General features: G+C 65.2%; 20 protein-coding genes and 1 pseudogene. 7 read left to right on the forward strand and 14 right to left on the reverse strand.

Annotated elements, in window-relative coordinates; all coding sequences use genetic code 11:
- The first annotated feature begins 47 nt into the window (after positions 1-47).
- Positions 48-446 (forward strand): MAPEG family protein, encoded by a 399-nt coding sequence (locus tag XH84_RS17410; protein ID WP_128921701.1) that lies wholly within the window; start codon positions 48-50, stop codon positions 444-446.
- A gap of 276 nt (positions 447-722) precedes the next feature.
- Here XH84_RS17410 and XH84_RS17420 read toward each other — a convergent pair whose 3' ends face one another.
- From XH84_RS17420 to XH84_RS17430, 3 genes are read right to left on the reverse strand one after another with little or no spacing between them, the layout of a single operon-like run.
- The gene (locus XH84_RS17420) at positions 723-1,841 is read right to left on the reverse strand and encodes a nickel/cobalt transporter (protein ID WP_128921702.1); all 1,119 of its coding nucleotides are present in this window, start codon (positions 1,839-1,841) and stop codon (positions 723-725) included.
- A complete protein-coding gene (locus XH84_RS17425; protein ID WP_128921703.1) occupies positions 1,832-2,470 on the reverse strand; it encodes a DUF1007 family protein in 639 nt (212 codons plus the stop codon). Before XH84_RS17425 ends, XH84_RS17420 begins: the two co-directional genes overlap by 10 nt.
- Positions 2,470-4,551: a M3 family metallopeptidase gene (locus XH84_RS17430; RefSeq protein WP_128921704.1), complete on the reverse strand. Its 2,082-nt coding sequence runs from the start codon at positions 4,549-4,551 to the stop codon at positions 2,470-2,472. The genes XH84_RS17425 and XH84_RS17430 overlap by 1 nt, the downstream gene beginning before the upstream one ends.
- A gap of 140 nt (positions 4,552-4,691) precedes the next feature.
- On the opposite strand from XH84_RS17430, the gene XH84_RS17435 reads away from it, so the two are divergent.
- From XH84_RS17435 to XH84_RS17460, 5 genes are all read left to right on the forward strand, one after another.
- A complete protein-coding gene (locus tag XH84_RS17435) occupies positions 4,692-4,946 on the forward strand; it encodes a hypothetical protein (protein ID WP_128921705.1) in 255 nt (84 codons plus the stop codon).
- A gap of 671 nt (positions 4,947-5,617) precedes the next feature.
- On the forward strand, positions 5,618-6,760 hold the full coding sequence (locus XH84_RS17445) for a type III PLP-dependent enzyme (RefSeq protein WP_128921706.1): 1,143 nt from the start codon (positions 5,618-5,620) through the stop codon (positions 6,758-6,760).
- Positions 6,761-6,905: 145 nt separating this feature from the next.
- Complete coding sequence (locus XH84_RS17450; RefSeq protein ID WP_128921707.1) at positions 6,906-7,493, forward strand: GNAT family N-acetyltransferase; 588 nt, start codon at positions 6,906-6,908, stop codon at positions 7,491-7,493.
- Positions 7,494-7,640: 147 nt separating this feature from the next.
- Positions 7,641-8,030 carry a RidA family protein gene (locus XH84_RS17455; RefSeq protein WP_128921708.1) on the forward strand — a complete coding sequence of 130 codons (390 nt, stop codon included), beginning with the start codon at positions 7,641-7,643 and terminating at the stop codon, positions 8,028-8,030.
- A gap of 64 nt (positions 8,031-8,094) precedes the next feature.
- Complete coding sequence (locus XH84_RS17460; protein ID WP_128921709.1) at positions 8,095-9,537, forward strand: homospermidine synthase; 1,443 nt, start codon at positions 8,095-8,097, stop codon at positions 9,535-9,537.
- A gap of 115 nt (positions 9,538-9,652) precedes the next feature.
- Here the strand turns inward: XH84_RS17460 and XH84_RS39880 are convergent, their stop codons facing one another.
- From XH84_RS39880 to XH84_RS17515, 11 genes are all read right to left on the reverse strand, one after another.
- Entirely contained in the window at positions 9,653-9,991 is a 339-nt protein-coding gene (locus XH84_RS39880; RefSeq protein WP_164936535.1) for a hypothetical protein, read from the reverse strand.
- A 101-nt stretch (positions 9,992-10,092) separates the two neighbouring features.
- Positions 10,093-10,809 carry an MgtC/SapB family protein gene (locus tag XH84_RS17470; protein WP_128921710.1) on the reverse strand — a complete coding sequence of 239 codons (717 nt, stop codon included), beginning with the start codon at positions 10,807-10,809 and terminating at the stop codon, positions 10,093-10,095.
- Positions 10,810-10,839: 30 nt separating this feature from the next.
- Positions 10,840-11,859 carry a WD40 repeat domain-containing protein gene (locus tag XH84_RS17475; RefSeq protein WP_164936536.1) on the reverse strand — a complete coding sequence of 340 codons (1,020 nt, stop codon included), beginning with the start codon at positions 11,857-11,859 and terminating at the stop codon, positions 10,840-10,842.
- Positions 11,859-12,905: a CobW family GTP-binding protein gene (locus tag XH84_RS17480; protein ID WP_128921712.1), complete on the reverse strand. Its 1,047-nt coding sequence runs from the start codon at positions 12,903-12,905 to the stop codon at positions 11,859-11,861. The genes XH84_RS17475 and XH84_RS17480 overlap by 1 nt, the downstream gene beginning before the upstream one ends.
- 55 nt (positions 12,906-12,960) lie before the next feature.
- Entirely contained in the window at positions 12,961-13,824 is an 864-nt protein-coding gene (locus XH84_RS17485; RefSeq protein ID WP_164936544.1) for a metal ABC transporter solute-binding protein, Zn/Mn family, read from the reverse strand.
- Positions 13,825-13,829: 5 nt separating this feature from the next.
- Positions 13,830-14,699, reverse strand: a complete 870-nt coding sequence (locus XH84_RS17490; RefSeq protein ID WP_128921714.1) for a metal ABC transporter permease — start codon at positions 14,697-14,699, stop codon at positions 13,830-13,832.
- 6 nt (positions 14,700-14,705) lie between these two features.
- Complete coding sequence (locus XH84_RS17495) at positions 14,706-15,461, reverse strand: metal ABC transporter ATP-binding protein (RefSeq protein WP_164936537.1); 756 nt, start codon at positions 15,459-15,461, stop codon at positions 14,706-14,708.
- A gap of 2 nt (positions 15,462-15,463) precedes the next feature.
- On the reverse strand, positions 15,464-15,694 hold the full coding sequence (locus tag XH84_RS17500) for a hypothetical protein (protein ID WP_128921716.1): 231 nt from the start codon (positions 15,692-15,694) through the stop codon (positions 15,464-15,466).
- A gap of 43 nt (positions 15,695-15,737) precedes the next feature.
- On the reverse strand, positions 15,738-16,238 hold the full coding sequence (locus XH84_RS17505) for a hypothetical protein (RefSeq protein WP_128921717.1): 501 nt from the start codon (positions 16,236-16,238) through the stop codon (positions 15,738-15,740).
- Complete coding sequence (locus tag XH84_RS17510) at positions 16,235-16,846, reverse strand: permease (RefSeq protein ID WP_128921718.1); 612 nt, start codon at positions 16,844-16,846, stop codon at positions 16,235-16,237. The genes XH84_RS17505 and XH84_RS17510 overlap by 4 nt, the downstream gene beginning before the upstream one ends.
- Positions 16,847-17,097: 251 nt before the next feature.
- The gene (locus tag XH84_RS17515) at positions 17,098-17,694 is read right to left on the reverse strand and encodes a superoxide dismutase (RefSeq protein ID WP_014491764.1); all 597 of its coding nucleotides are present in this window, start codon (positions 17,692-17,694) and stop codon (positions 17,098-17,100) included.
- 247 nt (positions 17,695-17,941) lie between these two features.
- Between XH84_RS17515 and XH84_RS17520 the strand changes: the two are divergent.
- A pseudogene (locus XH84_RS17520) lies at positions 17,942-18,467 on the forward strand (GNAT family N-acetyltransferase).
- Positions 18,468-18,480 lie beyond the last annotated feature (13 nt).

Below are 18,480 nucleotides of genomic sequence, written 5' to 3' on the forward strand. Positions count from 1 at the left end.
AGATGAGGCCGGTTTCGCTAGAGTCGCACCCAGGCTAGGGAAGGACGATGACACTCGCGGAATGGTGCGTCTTTGGAGCGCTGCTGCTCTATCTGTCGACGATCGCCTCGATCAAATGGATCGGGTTTCGCCGCTTCGACAATTCCCGGCCGCGCGACCCTGCCTTCTATGAGGACCCGCTCTCGCAGCGCGCGCTCGGCGCGCACCAGAACGGTATCGAGACCTTCCCGTTCTTCGCCTTCGCGGTGCTGCTCGCCGAATACAGAGATTCGCCGCAGCGGCTGATCGACGAACTTGCGGCCCTCTTCCTCATCGTCCGCCTCGCCTATGTGCTGACCTATCTCGGCAACCGCCCGACGCTGCGCTCGATCCTCTGGACCATCGGCTTTGCGATCAATCTCGGGATCTTCTTCATGCCGGCCTTGAAGCGGCTCTTGCCGGTGTGAGGCGGCATGGTGCTCTTCAACCCGTCGCCCTTCGAGGCTCGCCTTGCGTTGCAAGGCGAGCACCTCAGGATGACGGTGATGGATTGATGCCGTCCCGGATTGCGCTGCGCTCCGTCCTGACTACGCAGCTCTCGTGTCCCGGACGCGGTGCAGCGCGCTTGCGCTGCTCCGCAGAGCCGGACCCAAAAGGCCAAGTTACCACATGGCGAGATGGGCCCCGGCTCTGCAGCGCACCGTCGAAGGGACGCTGCGCTGCGTCCGGGGCACGAGTGTGCCTCAGAAACACGTCGTCCGCTCAGCCGCGATGTAGCCGAACAAGAGACCCGCGCCGAACAGCAGCACGACGCCCGCGGCCGCGAATTCGATGCCGCGCATGAACAGCGCGCCGCCGCCGTCGCGCCCGGCGCTGAGGCGCGCGGCGATGTCCTTGGCGGAGACGGCGACGACCGCGATGGCCGCGACCGTGATCGCGGTGCCGAGCCCCATCAGGAAGGTCGCGGCGATGCCGGCCCAGAACAGGCCCTGGGCGAGCGCGAACACCAGCACCAGGATGGCGCCGGAGCAGGGACGGATGCCGACGGTGAGGATCGCGGCAAAGCCACGCCGCCATCCGCCGGGCCCGGCGAGCTCTCTCGGCGTGGGACCGTGGGAATGGCCGCAATGCTCGTCATGGACGTGGCCATGCCCGTCGGGGGCATGGGTGAGCGCGTGATCCTGGTCGTGGTGATGGTGATCATGATCGTGATGATCGTGGGCGTCATGATGATGGTCATGATGGTGCGGCACGCCGGCGATCGCCGGCACCGGCTGGGCCGCCTGCAGCGCCCGGATGAAGGTGCGGCCCTTGACCCAGACGAGGCGCAGCCCGAACAGCGCGATCAATGCGTAGCTCGCGATCTCGATCGCCCCTTCCGCCTTGCACATGGTCTTGGCGGTCGCATTCAGGACCCAGGCCGAGATGCCGACGATGAGGATCGCCACCAGCGACTGCATCAGCGCCGAGGCAAACGACAACGCGATGCCGCGCCGCGCGGTCTCGCGGTTGGCGACGAGATACGAGGCGATCACCGCCTTGCCGTGGCCGGGGCCGGCGGCGTGGAAGACGCCGTAGGCGAACGAGATGAAAAGCAGCGTCCACACCGCCGAGCCGTCGGATTTCGCGGCGCGGATCGTAGACGACATCTGCCGATAGAATTCCGACTGCTTTGCCAGCAGCCAGCCGATGATGCCGCTGGCTTCGGGCTCGGCAGTCGGCGCCGGGCGAGGCGCACCAAACGGATTCTGCGCGAGGACATCGTGAAGCGCGGCATCGGCCACGCTGATTGCCAGCAGGACGGCGGCGCAGGCAAGCAGCCCGCGCGCGAGCGGAGACTGAAGACGACCAATCAAGGGCAATCCACCGTGATCTTGTTGGCGAACATCATGCCGAAATTGGTGTTCTCGCCGCTCATGAAGGTCTGCTCGTTGAGCTTCTGCGCGCTCGCGGTGCCGTCGCTGGGACGGTCCAGCTTCATCTGGCAGCCGGCGGGCGCGCTGACCAGCTTGACCGGGCTTTCCTTGGCCATCTGGAAATCGATGAAGAAGGAGCGGTCGAACACTTCGAGCACCAGCTGCTTGGGCTTGACCGGGTTCTTCAGCGGCAGCGTGAAGTGCAGGGTCAGGACCGTATCCTTGTAGTCGAGGAAGTAGTCGACCGGCTCCTGGAATCGCTCCTTCTTGCCGTCGGCTCGCGCGAAGGTGAAGTAGGCATATTCCTTCAGCGACTCGACATTGGTCTGCGCCAGCGGCCCGAGCTCCTCGCGCGTATAGGCCCCCTTGGTCTTGCTCTCGAGCCCCTGCACCGCATAGGCCGAAAACATGTCATCGAAGGTCCATGCATGGCGGACGCCGGTAATCGAGCCGTCCTCGGCGTAGAGCAGCTCGCTGGTCGCGGTGATCCAGACGTGCGGATGCGCGTTCGCCGCACCCGCCGCGAGCGTGAGGCCTGCGACGAACAGCAGGCCGAAAAGTGCGCGCATACCCATCAGGCTGCCTTGGCGGCATCGAGCAGGCCGCGCCGGCGCAGTAGCGCGTCGGGCTCGGGCGGCCGCCCGCGGAAGGCCTCATAGGCGGCTTCCGGATCGACCGATCCGCCCGAGGCGTAGATGTCATCGTGCAGGCGCTTGGCGACGGCGGGATCGAAGATGTCGCCGGCCTCCTCGAACGCGCCGAAGGCGTCGGCGTCCATCACCTCCGACCACATGTAGCTGTAATAGCCGGCGGCATAATGGTCGCCGGTGAAGATGTGACCGAACTGCGTGGGGCGGTGACGCAGCGCGATCTCCTCGGGCATGCCGATCTTCTCCAGCTCCTGCTTTTCGAAAGCGCGGACGTCCTGCGCGGCGGCGGCCGGCTGGGTGTGGAACTCGAGATCGACCAGGGCCGAGGAGACGAACTCGACCGTGGCAAAGCCCTGGTTGAATTTTCGCGCGGCCAGGAAGCGCTGCAGCAGGTCGTCCGGCAGCGGCTCGCCGGTCTGGTAGTGACGGGCGAACTTCTGCAGCACCTCGGGCCGTTCCTGCCAGTGCTCGTAGAGCTGCGACGGCAGCTCTACGAAGTCGGTGAACACGGAGGTGCCCGACAGCGACGGGTAGGTCACATTGGAGAGCATGCCGTGCAGGCCGTGGCCGAACTCGTGGAACAGGGTGCGGGCATCGTCGGGCGACAGCAGGCAGGGCTCGCCATCGGCGCCCTTGGCGAAGTTGCAGATGTTGAGGACGAGCGGCGCGACGTCGCCATCGAGCTTCTGCTGGTCGCGCAGCGAGGTCATCCAGGCGCCGGAACGCTTCGACGGGCGGGCGAAGTAGTCACCGTAGAACAGCGCCTTGTGCTTGCCGTCCCCGCCCTTCATCTCCCAGACCCGGACGTCGGGATGCCACACTGGGACGTCCTTGCGCTCCTCGAAGGTGACGCCGAACAGGCGCGTGGCGCAGTCGAAGGCGGCGGCGATCATGTTGTCGAGCGACAGATACGGCTTGATCGCGGCATCGTCGAAATTGGCGCGCTGAAGGCGCAGCTTCTCGGCGTAGAAGCGCCAATCCCAGGGGGCGAGCTTGAAGTTGCCGCCCTCCGCCGTGATCAGGGTCTGCATCTCGTCACGGTCGGCAAGCGCCCGGGCGCGCGCCGGTTTCCAGACCCGCTCCAGGAGACTCCGCACCGCATCCGGCGTCTTGGCCATGGAATCCTCGAGCCGGTAGGCGGCGTAGGTCGGATAGCCCAGCAGGTTCGCGCTCTCCTCGCGCAGCTTCAGGACCTCGACGATGGTTTGATTGTTGTCGTTGGCATTGCCGTTGTCGCCGCGGGCGATGAAGGCCTTGTAGACCTTCTCGCGGAGGTCGCGCCGGGCCGAGCTCTTCAGGAACTGTTCGACCGAGGAACGCGACAGCGTAACGATGGCCTTGCCTGCCATGCCGCGTTCTTCCGCCGCAGCCTTGGCGGCGGCGACGAAGCTCTCCGGCAGGCCCTGGCGGTCGGCCTCGCCAAGCTCCATGACCCAGTCCTGCTCGTCGCCGAGCAGATGATGGCTGAAGCCGGTGCCGAGCTGGGCGAGCTTCTCGTTGATCTCGGCCATCCGGGTCTTGGCCTCCTCGGAGAGGCCGGCGCCGGCGCGGTGGAAGCGGGTATAGGTGCGCTCCAGGAGGCGGAGCTGCTCGGACGAAAGACCGAGATTGGCGCGGTTCTCATGCAGCTGGGCGATGCGGCCAAACAGCACGGCATTCATCATGATCGGATTCCAGTGCCGCGCCATCCGCAAGGAGACCTCCTTGTCGATCTCCAGGATGGCCGGATTGGAATGCGCCGAGACGAGGTCGTAGAACACGGCCGCGACCTTGCTCAGCAGCTTGCCGGAGCGCTCCAGCGCCGTGACGGTGTTGGCGAAGTCGGGCGCAGCCGGATCGTTGGTGATGGCCGCGATCTCGGCGGAGTGGTCGGCGAAGGCCTGCTCGAAGGCCGGGAGGAAGTGCTCCGGCTTGATCTCGTCGAAGGGCGGGGTCGCAAACGGCGTCACCCAGGCCTTCAGCAGCGGATTGGCCTCGGAGGCCGTAATTTGGCGGGGTTCTGACATCGCACGTCCCGATTTTCATGGCTCGATTGTTGCGGTCAGCTATAGCACGCGATGGGGCTTTTTTGGGCCATTTGGCCTTGCTCCCGGCCGCCTTTTCGGGGAGATTGCGGCCCTCGACAGACCACGGACCCCTTAAGCTCATGAACGCGCCTTCCTCGTCTTCCCGCCGGATCGTCTGGCCAAGCGTCATCACCGTCATCAGCGCCGCCATCCTGATCGGTGCCGAAGTGTTTGGCGCGGCGTTCGCCGGCGGCTGGGCGCTCGCGATCCTGATCGGGCTCGGCGACCAGGGCACACACATCCTGCAAGCGGTGCTGTTCGCACTCGGCGTGCTGGTGATGACGGCGTTCATCCGCGGAGCCCAACGCGTCGAGCCCTTCACGAAGCGCGGCTGACGCATCTCGCGCGAGAGCGCGCGCGCTGCCACAGAAAGCTTAACACCCGTTCATCTTCCGCGTCGCGCGCGCAACACTGCGCAAGCAGATGTTAGGCAATTCTGTTCGCAGCCTAAAAAAATTCTTGCGAAGCCGAGTCAAAACACTTATGTGCGGACTTGCCCAATTTCGCACGTGCCTGTGGTCGTGTGTCAGTCGGTAGGTATCCGGACAAGAGGCCGGACAGCCGCCAAGGGGTGAAGAAGCCGAGGGGCTCTTCGGAAGTGCGGAAGTCGGAAGGCTCCTAGCCGGAAGACGAAAGCAAACCCGGAGCGTCCAGCATCTCTCTCAAGAGGTGCCTTGTCGAAGGTGACTTCGCTCTTTGCAACCGTGACTGGCAGCCGGAGGCGAACCGGCGCACCCCGCTCTCAACGGGGGACGCGACTTAAAGCAACGACGGATCGGGCTTTTTTGGTCTCTACCGGCAGTCCAACGCCGGCGCGGGCTACTGAAAAGGCTTGTCCTTCATTGCCAGGTGTGCGGGCGGGAACACTCCCAACCAATCCACGGCAGCACAGTCTGGTTTGAGTCTTTTGGCTTCGTCGCGCCTCCATCGCGCGATCCGGCCAGAGCACTCTTATCCGACGTCATGTTTTGAACGGGCCCGTCGCTGGGCCGTTTGGGAGAGTGCCATGACCGAACGAATCCAGGAATTCCTGCGCAACCGCCGCAAGAATGGCCTCGACACCGAGCCGTGCCTCGTCGTCGACCTCGAGGTCGTGCGCGACAATTATCAGAGCTTCGCCAAGGCGCTGCCCGACAGCCGCGTGTTCTATGCCGTCAAGGCGAACCCGGCGCCGGAAGTGCTGGCCCTGCTCGCCTCCATGGGCTCCTGCTTCGACACCGCGACGGTTGCCGAGATCGAGATGGCGCTGGCCGCGGGTGCGACGCCCGACCGCATCTCTTTCGGCAACACGATCAAGAAGGAGCGCGACATCGCGCGCGCCTTCGCGCTCGGCATCCGGCTGTTCGCGGTCGATTGCGCCGCCGAGGTCGAGAAGGTCGCCCGTGCCGCTCCCGGCGCGAAGGTGTTCTGCCGCATCCTCTATGACTGCGCCGGCGCCGAATGGCCGCTGTCGCGCAAGTTCGGCTGCGACCCGGAAATGGCCGTCGAGGTGCTCGACGCCGCCAAGCGTCTGGGCCTGGAGCCGTGCGGCATCTCGTTCCATGTCGGCTCGCAGCAGCGCAAGGTGAAGGCGTGGGACCGCGCGCTGGCGATGGCCTCGCAGGTGTTCCGCGACTGCGCCGAGCGCGGCATCAACCTGACCATGGTCAACATGGGCGGCGGCTTCCCGACCAAGTACCTGAAGGACGTGCCGCCGGTCGTGACCTACGGCCGCTCGATCTTCCGCGCGCTGCGCAAGCACTTCGGCAACCAGATTCCGGAGACCATCATCGAGCCGGGCCGCGGCATGGTGGGCAATGCCGGCATCATCGAATCCGAGGTCGTGCTCATCTCGAAGAAGAGCGACGAGGACGAGGTCCGCTGGGTGTATCTCGACATCGGCAAGTTCGGCGGGCTCGCCGAGACCATGGACGAGTCGATCCGCTACGCCATCCGCACCCGTCACGACGGCGCGGACATGACGCCGTGCGTGCTCGCTGGGCCCACCTGCGACAGCGCCGACGTGCTGTACGAGAAGAACCCGTATCCGCTCCCGGTCACGCTCGAGATCGGCGACAAGGTTCTGATCGAAGGCACCGGGGCCTATACGTCGACCTACTCGTCGGTGGCCTTTAATGGCATCCCGCCGCTGAAGACGTATCACATCTGATTTGCCACATCTGATCCGCCTCTCTTTCGAGGCCTGACCAACCCGGGAGCCGGCTTGCCGGCTCCTTACCCAACATCCCGATTTCTGACGACGCCTTGAACAGGCGTGCTTCGCGCACGTCGGTTCAAACGGGGACTGACGCGCCATGACTGCTTTTCGGAAGCCACAGATCGCCCTCACCTCGAAAGCCGCTCCGTTCGCAATCCGTGCGGAGCGTGCTGCCGACGTCGCGATGCGTGAGGCGCTGCTTGATGCCAGCTTTGGCGAGGACCGCCATGGCCGCACCTGCCAGCGCCTGCGCGACGGACGTGCACCTGCCGCAGGCATGGCCCTGTCGGCTGTGCGCGAGGGCAAGCTCGTGGGAACCGTGCGGCTATGGCACGTCAGCGCCGGAGGCAGGCCCGCTTTGGTCCTCGGACCGCTGGCGGTCGACCCTGCCTGCCGCGAGCTCGGGATCGGCGCCGCGCTGATGCATCAAGCGCTGGCAGCCGCCCGGGCGCGCGGGCATGAAGCCGTGATCCTGCTCGGCGATGCCCTCTATTACGCCCGCTTCGGCTTCTCGGCGGAGAAGACGACTGAGCTCGCGCTGCCCGGCCCGTTCGAGCGCGACCGCCTGCTGGCGATCGAGTTCGCCGACGGTGCGCTGGATGGTGCCGAGGGGATGATCGTCCCGACCGGCGCGACCCTGCCCAAACGGAGGTCGGTTCGCGCACCTGTGGCGCACGCGGCCTAAGGGATCGCCTTCGTCGCGAAAACCCAAGCCGCGTTAAGCGGTAACGCCCGGCCGCGCCTGCGCCACGCCCGTTCCTTTGGGGTTGCGCGGGCGCCGGAAACGCCCTTTAACCCCACGAAATTCCCCCTTCCCTCGAGGCCCACGACCATGCCCCGTCGCCTGATCTCCACCGGCTCTCCGCTCGAGAAGACCGTCGGCTATAGCCGCGCCGTGATCGACGGCGATTTCGCCTTCGTCGCGGGAACCACCGGCTATGACTACAGCACGATGACGATGCCGGCCGACGTCACGAGCCAGTCACGCAACTGCTTCAAGACCATCGAAGCCGCCCTGAAGGAAGGCGGTTTCGAGATGGCCGATATCGTCCGTGCGACCTACTACGTCACTGACCCGAGCTACATCGATGCCCACTTCGCCGTCTGCGGCGAGGTTCTCGGCGACATCAGGCCGGCCGCGACCTTGCTGGTCGTCAGCGCCCTCGCCAAGACCGAGATGAAGGTCGAGATCGAAGTCACCGCCAAGCGCCGCAGCGTCTGATAAGCGCCGCAGCGCCTGAGCCACCCACCCTTTGCCAGCCAGCACGTTACGGAGAAACCGTCCCATGAGCCCTCCCTCGCAGATCTACGCGAAGATCACTGGTCCCATCGTCATGGTCGGCTTCGGCTCCATCGGCAAAGGCACGCTGCCGCTGATCGAGCGGCATCTCGATTACGACAAATCGCGCGTCACCGTGATCGATCCCAAGGACGAGGGCCGCAAGGCGCATTGCGAGAAGCACAATGTCCGCTTCATCCAGAAGGCCGTGACCAAGGACAATTATCGCGAATTGCTGACCCCGCTGCTCACAGAAGGCGGCGGCCAGGGCTTTTGCGTCAATCTCTCGGTCGATACCGGTTCCACCGACATCATGGAGCTCTGCAACGAGCTTGGCGCTCTCTATATCGACACCGTCAACGAGCCCTGGCTCGGCTTCTATTTCGATTCATCGAAGGGTCCGGAAGCCCGCTCCAACTACGCCCTTCGCGAAGTGACGCTGGCCGCCAAGAAGGCGCGGCCTAAGGGCTCGACGACGGCGGTCTCCTGCTGCGGCGCCAATCCGGGCATGGTCTCCTTCTTCGTCAAGCAGGCACTGCTCAACGTCGCCGCGGATCTGAAGCTCAATGCCCCCAAGCCGAAGACCAAGGCCGAATGGGCGGATTTGATGCGGCAAGCCGGCATCAAGGGCATCCACATCGCCGAGCGCGACACCCAGCGCTCCAAGAAGCCGAAAGAGCCCGACGTCTTCGTCAACACCTGGTCGGTGGAAGGCTTCCTCTCGGAGGGCATGCAGCCGTCGGAGCTCGGCTGGGGGACCCACGAGAAATGGATGCCCGAGAATGCGCATACCCACGAGGCCGGCTGCGGCGCCGCCATCTATCTGATGCAGCCGGGCGCCAATACGCGCGTGCGCACCTGGTGCCCGACCCGCGGCGCGCAATACGGCTTCCTCGTCACCCACAACGAGTCGATCTCGATCGCCGATTACTTCACGGTGCGTGACCCATCGGGCAACGCAATCTATCGGCCGACCTGCCACTATGCCTATCATCCGGCTGACGATGCCGTGCTGTCGCTGCATGAGCTGTTCGGCCGTGCCGGCAAGATGCAGGAAAAGCACCACATTCTCGAAGAGGACGAAATCGTCGACGGCATCGACGAGCTCGGCGTGCTGCTGTTCGGCCACGACAAGAATGCGTACTGGTACGGCTCGCAGCTCTCCATCGAAGAGACCCGCGAACTCGCGCCCTACCAGAACGCCACCGCCCTGCAAGTGACCTCCGCCGTGCTCGGCGGCATGGTGTGGGCGCTGGAAAACCCGACCGAGGGCATCGTCGAAGCCGACGAGATGGATTTCGATCGTCTCCTAGAAATCCAGTTGCCCTATCTCGGCCCGGTGAAGGGCTTCTACACCGACTGGACGCCGCTGACGGATCGCCCGGGACTGTTCCCGGAAGACATCGACACCAGCGATCCGTGGCAGTTCAAGAATATTCTGGTGCGGTAATCACGACCGTCATGCCCGGGCTTGTCCCGGGCATCCACGCACTTTCCTTCAAGAGGCGCCAAAGACGTGGATGGCCGGGACAAGCCCGGCCATGACGCGATAGCTGGCGGTTCGCCTACTTCTTCTCGATCGGCGGCGCGATTTTCTCGGCCGGTGCCGGCGGCAGTGCTGGCTTGGCCGCGCCCGCCGCGCCTTGCGTCTGGGGCTCCGGCCGCGCGGGCTCGGGCGCCGGCGTGGTCGGCCGGTCGCCGCCGGGCTTGGCCTCCGCTGGCACTTTGCTCTGCTCGTCGGACGGCGTTCCCTGAAGCGGTTGCGTCGCCTGCGCCATCTGCATCCGGCTCTCGGCGCGGATTTGCGCCAGCGATATCACCGACACCACGAGTCCTGCTGCGAACAGCGAGGCTGCGATGGTCAGGTCGAGCTTCAGTCTGCGCTTGTCATTTTGGCCGGGCATGTCGATCACCGCCTTTGTCCGCGGAATCAACGAAATCGCCCCACCGGAGTTCCGTCCCCAACAAGCCGGGAACCGACCGCCTGCGCGCCAAAACGACGCGTTTATTCCGTCGTGCTGGCTTCCCAGGTGGCATGGCGCACGCCGGGCAGATGCTGCAGATCGGTCGCCACCGCGTTCAGCTCGTTCGGGTCGACCGCGCTCGCGACCAGCTTCGCGACAATCTCCAGCATGTCCTCGCCGATCTCGACGACCTCGATACCCGCCACGGGATATTTCGCACCCTCAAGCTTCTCGACGAGGCGGTCGCGCATGTCAGGCAAGGCATCGGCCGCGACCGCGAGCTTGAAATAGTAGGTCGCCTCCAGTGCCTTCTCGTTCAGCGGGATGCGGTTGATGGCGTTGACCAGCGGGCGCAGCATGGTGTTGCCGGCGATGACGAAGACCGTCAGCGCGGCCGCCTGCGCGATCATGTCGGCACCGGCGCAGGAGCCGACCGCGGCCGAGGCCCATAGCGTCGCCGCGGTGTTGAGCCCGCGCACGTCCATGCCCTGCTTCATGATGACGCCGGCGCCCAAGAAGCCGATGCCAGAGACGACATAGGAGATCACCCGCACCGCGCCGTCGGCGCCGTCCAGCTGCATCGCGAGATCGACGAAGGCGGCCGCTCCCACGGCGACCAGCACGTTGGTGCGTAGGCCCGCCGTGCGCTGACGATATTGCCGCTCGGCGCCGATCAGCGTGCCCAGCACGAAGGCCGCGATGAGGCTGATCAGCGTATCGGCGAAATCGCCCAGCTGGAAGGTCGTGAGAAATCGCATGGTCCCCTATACGGCCGGAACCATGACAGATCAAAGCTCCAGCAGGCCGCCGTCCCCATTTTCATCGGCAAACGCCAGCAGCGTACCCTTCGCATTCCAGGCGATCGCGGCGACCGGGGGCGTGCCGTTGCGGCGGACCAGAATTTCCGCGCCGTCTTCCAGACGCACCATCAGCACGGTGCCGTCGCTATAGCCGGCGGCGAGAATGTCGTTCTTCGGATGGCAGGCGACGACCGAGACGCGCGCCTGCAGCGGCGCGAGCATCGCAGGCTCCTTGCCCATCGGACCGTCCTTGCTGCCGAACGGCCAGATGATGACGGTGTCGGCGCCCGAGGTCGCCAGCCCCTTGCCGCCCGGGCTCCAGGACATCGAGCGGACACGGCCGGGATAGCCGGTCATGCGCATGTGCCTGTTGTCGGCGAGCCGCCAGCCGTGCAGCGCCGGCTCGTGCATCGCGGTGACGAGGAACTTGTTATCGGGACTGAAGGTGACGGCGTGATGCGAACCGGCCCAGGGCAGGAATTCGGCCGACCCCTCCATGTTCGGAAACCACAGCGTCGCGCCGTTGTAATGCGCGATGGCGAGCCGCAGGCCCTTCGGCGCGAAGGCAAGTCCGCCGACGGTCGAGGGCACCTCGAGCGACTTCTCCTCGTTCTTGCCGCTCTTCACGGTGGCGGTCTTGCCGGCCGACCATGCGAACGCGCCGTCGGTGTGCAGCGCCACCGCATCGATCCAGCGCCGCTTCGGGTCGGTCGCGAGCAGCGTCACCTCGCCCTTGGCGTCGAGCGAGACGACCTTGCCGTCGTCGCCGCCCATCACGATGCGCTTGCCGTCGGAGGCGGTGGAGAGAATGCCGCCACTGTGCACGGCGACTTTGGTGATCTCCCCCTTGGCATCGACGAAGGCGACATTCTCCTCGCCGCCGACGAAGGCGGCGCGGTCGCCGAGGAAATGCACCGAGGTCACGGCCATGCCGAGCGCAACTGGCTTGACGCGGTCGGTGACGGAGACGATCGAGGCGGAATCGGGGGCCGGCGTAAACTCTTTCATCACGAGACGATGCAGCTCTCAAAACCCTCGCGAATGGCCTCTTCCGGCAATTCGCGGCCGATGAAGACGAGGCGGCTCTCGCGCGGCTCACCCTCCTTCCACTTCCGCTGGTGGTTGCCCTCCAGCATCATATGGACGCCCTGGAAGACGTAGCGGTCCTCGTCGTCGTGGAAGGCGAGGATGCCCTTGGAGCGCAGGATCTTGCCGCCCTCGACCTGCACCAGGTTCTGCAGCCAGGGCATGAACACGTTGGGATCGAGCGGCTTGTCGGTCTTGAGCGACAGCGACTGCATGTCCTCGTCGTGATAGTGCTTCAGGCCGTGGCCGTGATCATGATGGTGATGGTCGTGGCCGTGATGATGGTGGTGATCATGGTCGTGGTCATGATCGTCGGCCTCCAGGAAATCCGGCTCGATGTCGAGGATGCGGTCGAGATCGAACGCGCCGCGGTCGAGCACGTCGGCCAAGGCCACCGAGCAGCGCTCGGTGCGGTGCAGCTTCGCATAGGGGTTGATGCCGCGGATGCGGGCCTCGACCTCGGCAAGCTCGCCCTTGCTGACGAGGTCGGTCTTGTTCAACACGATGACGTCGGCGAAGGCGATCTGGTTCTTGGCCTCGGGCGCGTCCTTGAGCCGGTCGGACAGCCATTTGGCGTCGGCGACCGTGACGACCGCATCTAACCGCGCGTTCTTCTGCACGTCCTCGTCGACGAAGAAGGTCTGGGCGACGGGCGCCGGATCGGCAAGGCCGGTGGTCTCGACGATGATGGCGTCGAACTTGCCCTTGCGCTTCATCAGGCCGTCCATGATGCGAACGAGGTCGCCGCGCACCGTGCAGCAGATGCAGCCGTTGTTCATCTCGAACACTTCCTCATCGGCGCCGATGATGAGGTCGTTGTCGATGCCGATCTCGCCGAATTCGTTGACGATGACGGCGTATTTCTTGCCGTGGTTTTCCGACAGGATACGGTTCAAAAGCGTGGTCTTGCCGGCACCGAGATAGCCGGTCAGGACAGTCACAGGAATCTTCTGGGAGGCTTCAGACATAACAACTCCGGATCGGGCTTTGTCCCGCGCGACGCGAGGCGGGGTGGCCCCTGCCCTAATGGTCAAGCGCGCTGGTCAGGGCCTTTATATTGTGCCTGACCATGTCAATGTAAGTGGGTGCGGGCCCCTTTTCGCCGGTCAAACCGTCTGAAATCAGGGTCCCGCCGACCTTGGCCCCGGTCTCGGCCGCGATCCGCCGGATCAGGCGGTCGTCGCTGATATTTTCGAGAAATACCGCCGGGATCCTCGCGGCCTTGATCTGGCCGATGATGACCGCGATGTCCCGGGCGCTGGGCTCGGTTTCGGTGGAGACGCCCAGGGGGGCGATGAACTGGATACCGTATTCGGTCGCGAAATAGCCGAAGGCATCGTGGGTGGAGATCACCTTGCGCCGCTCGGTTGGGATTTTAGCCACGGCCTCGCGGACCTCGCGGTCGAGCGTTTCGAGCTTTTCCAGATAGGCCTTGGCCTGGGCGCGAAAGAAGTCGGCCTCGTCAGGATCGGCCGCGGCCAGCGCATCGGCGATATCAGCCACGTAAACCTTGGCGTTGGGGACGGACTGCCAGGCGTGCGGATCGGCGGCCGAGCCAAGCTTCAGCGGCACGATGCCGGCACTGGCGGTGATGACAATTGCCTTGCTGCCGGAGGACTGCACGAGGCGCGGCAACCAGCCCTCCAGCCCAAGACCGTTGACGATGACGAGCTTCGCCTCCGCGATGCGCTTCGCATCACGTGGCGCCGGCGTGTAGACATGGACGTCGCTGTCGGCCCCGACCAGCGTCGTTAGATTGATCCTATCACCGCCGACATTGCGGACGAAATCGGCGAGGATCGAGAAGCTCGCGACGACGTTGAGTCGCTCGGCCGCCTGGAGCGGCGAGGTGATCAGCAGCAGGGCAACGAGCAGGCGGAAGCGCATCGCCATCACGCTTCTAGATGCCGGCCGGGAAACAGCTGCCGGACGATGCCGCCGACGCGGCCGAACAGCACGGAGACGATGTAGAGCACTGTCGCCACGAGAATGACCGCAGGGCCCGACGGCACGCGGGTCTGGAACGACAGCACGAGCCCGGCATAGCCGGAGACAGCGGCAGCGATCACGGCGATACAGATCATGGCGGTGAGATCGCGCGACCAGAACCGGGCGATGCCCGCCGGCAGGATCATCAGGCCGACCGCCAAGAGCGTGCCAAGCGCCTGGAATCCGTTGACGAGGTTGATCACGACCAGCGCCAGGAAGGCGAGATGCGCAGGTCCTCCGGCGCGGCTCACCGTGCGCAGGAACAAGGGATCGACGCTCTCGATGACCAGCGGGCGGTAGATCACGGCGAGCACGAGCAGCGTCACGGTGGCGTTGAAAGCGACCACCAGCAGGGTCTGGTCGTCCATCGCGAGGATATTGCCGAACAGCACGTGCAGCAGGTCGATATTGGTGCCCTTGATCGAAACGATAGTGACGCCGAGCGCCAGCGAGGCCAGATAGAACGTCGCGAGCGAAGCGTCCTCCTTCAGCCCGGTCGAGCGCGCGACCACGCCGGCGAGGATCGCGACCGCAAAGCCTGCGATCAGGCCGCCCGCCGTCATCGCGAACAGATTGAGGCCTGAGAGCAGGAAGCCGATTGCGGCGCCCGGCAGGATCGCGTGCGCCATGGCGTCGCCGACGAGGCTCATCCGCCGCAGCATCAGGAACACGCCGATCGGCGCGCCGGCCAGCGCCAGCGCGATCACGGCGGCGAGCGCGCGCCGCATGAACTCGAATTCGGTGAACGGGCCGATCAGCGCGTCGTAGAGCATCGGATATCAGGCCGCCCGCGAAGGGGCATCGTCAGCCGCGCAGGCCGCCGCGCTGTCGTCGAAGGCCTCGCACATCCGCATCGCGACCAGCAGGTTTTCCGGCGTCAGCACGTCCGCCGTCGGTCCCCACGCGACCGGGCCACGCGCCAGCACAAGCGTCTCGCTGAAATGGTTGCGCACCATCTCCATGTCGTGCAGCGCCGCGAGCACGGTGCGGCCCTCGCCGTGCCATTGCTTGACCAGCGCGAGCAGGTCGGCGGTGGTCTTGGCATCGATGGCGTTGAAGGGCTCGTCCAGCACGATCAGGCTCGCGTCCTGGAGCAACACGCGCGCGAACAGCACGCGCTGCATCTGGCCGCCGGAGAGCGTGCCGATCGGGCGATTCTCGAAGCCATTGAGGCCAACGGACGCGATCGCGCGCAGAATCTTTTTCCGCGCGGCCCTGCCGATGCCGCCGAACAAGCCGGCATCGCGCCACAGCCCGGTGCCGACGAAATCGAACACCGAAATCGGGAAACTGCGGTCGATCTCCGCGCTCTGCGGCAGGTAGGCGATGTCCCTGGCGTCGAGCCCGCCGAGATGGATGCTGCCGTCGAGCGGCTTGAGGATGCCGACGATGCCGCGCAGCAGGGTCGACTTGCCGGCGCCGTTCGGGCCGATCACGGCGACCAGCGCACCTCGCGCGACCTCGCCGTTGAGGTGGTGCACGGCCGGATGCCGGTCATAGCCGAGCGTGACGTTGTGAAAGTGCAGCGCCGCCATCGTCACCTCATCGCCAGGAAGACCACGCCCCAGAGCACGGCACAGACGGCGAGCGCGGCCGCGAGGCGCGCGGCCATGGTCATGCGCAGGATCGACCACGGCGCCTCCTGGGCGGGATGCGGCGAGGCTGCATCGTGGACATGGGCGTGACTGTGGTCGTGCCCATGCCCGTGCGCATGGGAATGGCCGGGAGCATGGTCGTGATGATGGGCGTGAGACGCGGCGGGAACCATACCCGGGACGTTATATTATAACATTACGCCTGTCCACGCCGGCTCACGGCTTGCCGATCACCATCGCGATGGCGGCTGCCACGAAGGGAAATGGCACCGACACGGCACAGCGGAACCAGACGAAACGGGCTGGCATGAACGGGATTTCCCACAAGATCACCCGCTGGAAGGCAAATAGGGCCCAGGCGACGACATAGGCCACCACCTGCGGCACCCCGCCGCCCGACTTCAGCGCCACGGTGCCGATGGAGAAGCCGATCACGGGGCCGCCGGGCGTCGCCGCGCCGGCGACCACGGCGGTCGCAACGCCGAGCCAGCCGCTGTCCGGCCCGAGCCAGCCGGTGATCACCTGCTGCGGGATGATGGCAGCGATGTAGCCGGAGCCGATCACCCCGAGCGCAATCCGCGGCACGATGTTGATGAAGTCCATCGAGCCTTCGCGCAACGGGGCCTTGAACACCGGAGGGCCGCGGCGGAAGGCGATCAGCCCGACGCCAAACACCGAGCCCCACAGCAGGATGTCGATCAGAAGCGCGGCGCTCATGCCGCGTCCTCGTCGCTGGCGCGCTTCGGATAGAGCCGAACATAGACGAAGCGCCCGAGCGCGCCGGCGAGCACCGGCAACGGCAGCGAGATCAGGATCCGCCACAATGTGAAATCGGTGCCCATGATCGGAATTTCCCAGGCCACCGCCCGGCCATAGCCGATCAGGGTCCAGCTCACGACCATGGCGATGGTGGCGCCGAAATCGGCGCCGACCGCGAGCAGTGCGCTCGCCACGGGATAGGCGGTGAAGGGCCCGCCGGGCAGAATCGCGCCGAAGGCGGTGCCGATCAGAAGGCCCATCAAGCCGGATTTCGGCCCGAGCGAGCGCGAGACTTTTTCGTGCGGCAGGATTTCCGAGATGAAGGCCCCGAGCAGGCAGCCGGCGAGCACGCGCGGCAGGATGCCTGAGAACAGCGAGAGATCGTGGGTCAGGATGTCGAGAACGCCGTCGGTGCCGTCACGCCGCCAGACCAGCGCCGCACTCACCGCGACCAGCGCCGCGATGATGATGGTCGACCAGCCGATCGGCTTGCGGACCCGCCCGGGCCGCGGCTCGGACTCCGCGTCCTCAGCTGGCGCCGGGGTGTTCGGGGAAGGTTCTGACAATTGGGGGGAGCGGCTCAAGGGAGATGCCCGTCCTGATTAAGGGCGCCGCCGAAGCGATGCAAACGGTGTGATGGCAGACCCATGCGCGTGCCGCGCAGGGCAATTCCGCACAGCAAAAAAGGCGGCCGCGTATGCGACCGCCTTGTCGTCATCCGGGGCGGCGCGTCAGCGCCGAACCCGGTATCCACCAGGCGTCAGCCTGAGTGGATAAATGGATTCCGGGGTTCGCGCTTCGCGCCCCGGAATGACACTCAGGCCTTGTCGAACAAGGACTCGACGTATTCCCAGTTCACGAGGTTCTCGACGAACGCCTTGAGATAGTCGGGACGGCGGTTGCGGTAGTCGATGTAGTAGGAGTGCTCCCAGACGTCGCAGCCGAGGATCGGGGTTGCGCCGTGCACCAGCGGATTCTCGCCGTTCGGGGTCTTGGAGATCTCGAGCTTGCCGTTCTTGACCTGGAGCCAGCACCAGCCGGAGCCGAACTGGCCGACGCCGGCCGCCTGGAAGTCGGTCTTGAACTTCTCGAAGCCGCCGAGGTCCTCGTTGATCTTCTTCTCGAGCTTGCCGGGCAGCTTGGTGCCGCCGCCATTGGGCTTCATCCAGCTCCAGAAGTGAATGTGGTTGTAGTGCTGGCCGGCATTGTTGAACACCGCGGGGTTCTTGCCGAACGAGCCCTTGACGATCTCCTCAAGGGACTTGCCTTCCCATTCGGTCCCCTTGAGCGCGTTGTTGCCGTTGGTGACGTAGGCCTGATGATGCTTGTCGTGGTGGAATTCCAGCGTCTCCTTCGACATGAACTGGCCAAGGGCGTCATAGGCGTAAGGGAGTGGGGGCAGCGTAAAGGTCATGGGTTCTTGTCCGCAACTGGGTGGAGAACGAGTTCTAACGGTCATCCCTTATAGAAGGTTCCGCGGCCGTTAAATACCGCCAATTTGCGAAAACGCGTGATGCGACAGCTTGGCCGGATTGCACAAAATCGACGCAAGCGTAGACGTTCTGCCGCAGGCGAGACGCGCCGACGAAAAATATCATTGCCTTTGAACCGCTTATGACAGAACGAATGCGCCACGAAGCGGAGCTCCGAAGAACCAAGCCATGAGCATCGAGATCGACATTTTGAACGGCGACGCCTCGTGGCCGATTGCAGAGCCGCTGCATCAGGCGGTCTGGGGATCAGACCTCATCGCGGATAAGCGCTGGGCCCACGTCAAATGGGCCAATGCCGATCTGCGCGTGCTGATCGAGACCCCCGAGGATGGCCTGGTCTGCCATGTCGGCATCTATTTCCGCACCGTCATCTGGAACGGGCAGAAGGTCCATATCGGCGGCATCGGCGGGGTCTGCACGCGGGAGGACAAGCGCGGCCGTGGCTATGCAACCGTGGCGATCGACGCGGCGGTCCACACCATGCGCCAACGAGGCCGTTCGCTTCGCGCTGCTGTTCTGCGAACCTCACAATTTTTCCTTCTACGAGACCCGGAGCTGGCTGCCCTTCAAGGGCGAGGTCTATTGCGAACAGCCGGAGGGGCGCATCCGCTTCACCCACATGGCGCCCTACGTCTTCAACATCGTCCGCGCGCCGACGCTGGGCATCATCGACCTATGCGGCCTGCCCTGGTGAGCCCTGCGTGAGC

Source organism: Bradyrhizobium nanningense, assembly GCF_004114535.1.
In the GTDB taxonomy this organism is placed as follows: domain Bacteria; phylum Pseudomonadota; class Alphaproteobacteria; order Rhizobiales; family Xanthobacteraceae; genus Bradyrhizobium; species Bradyrhizobium nanningense.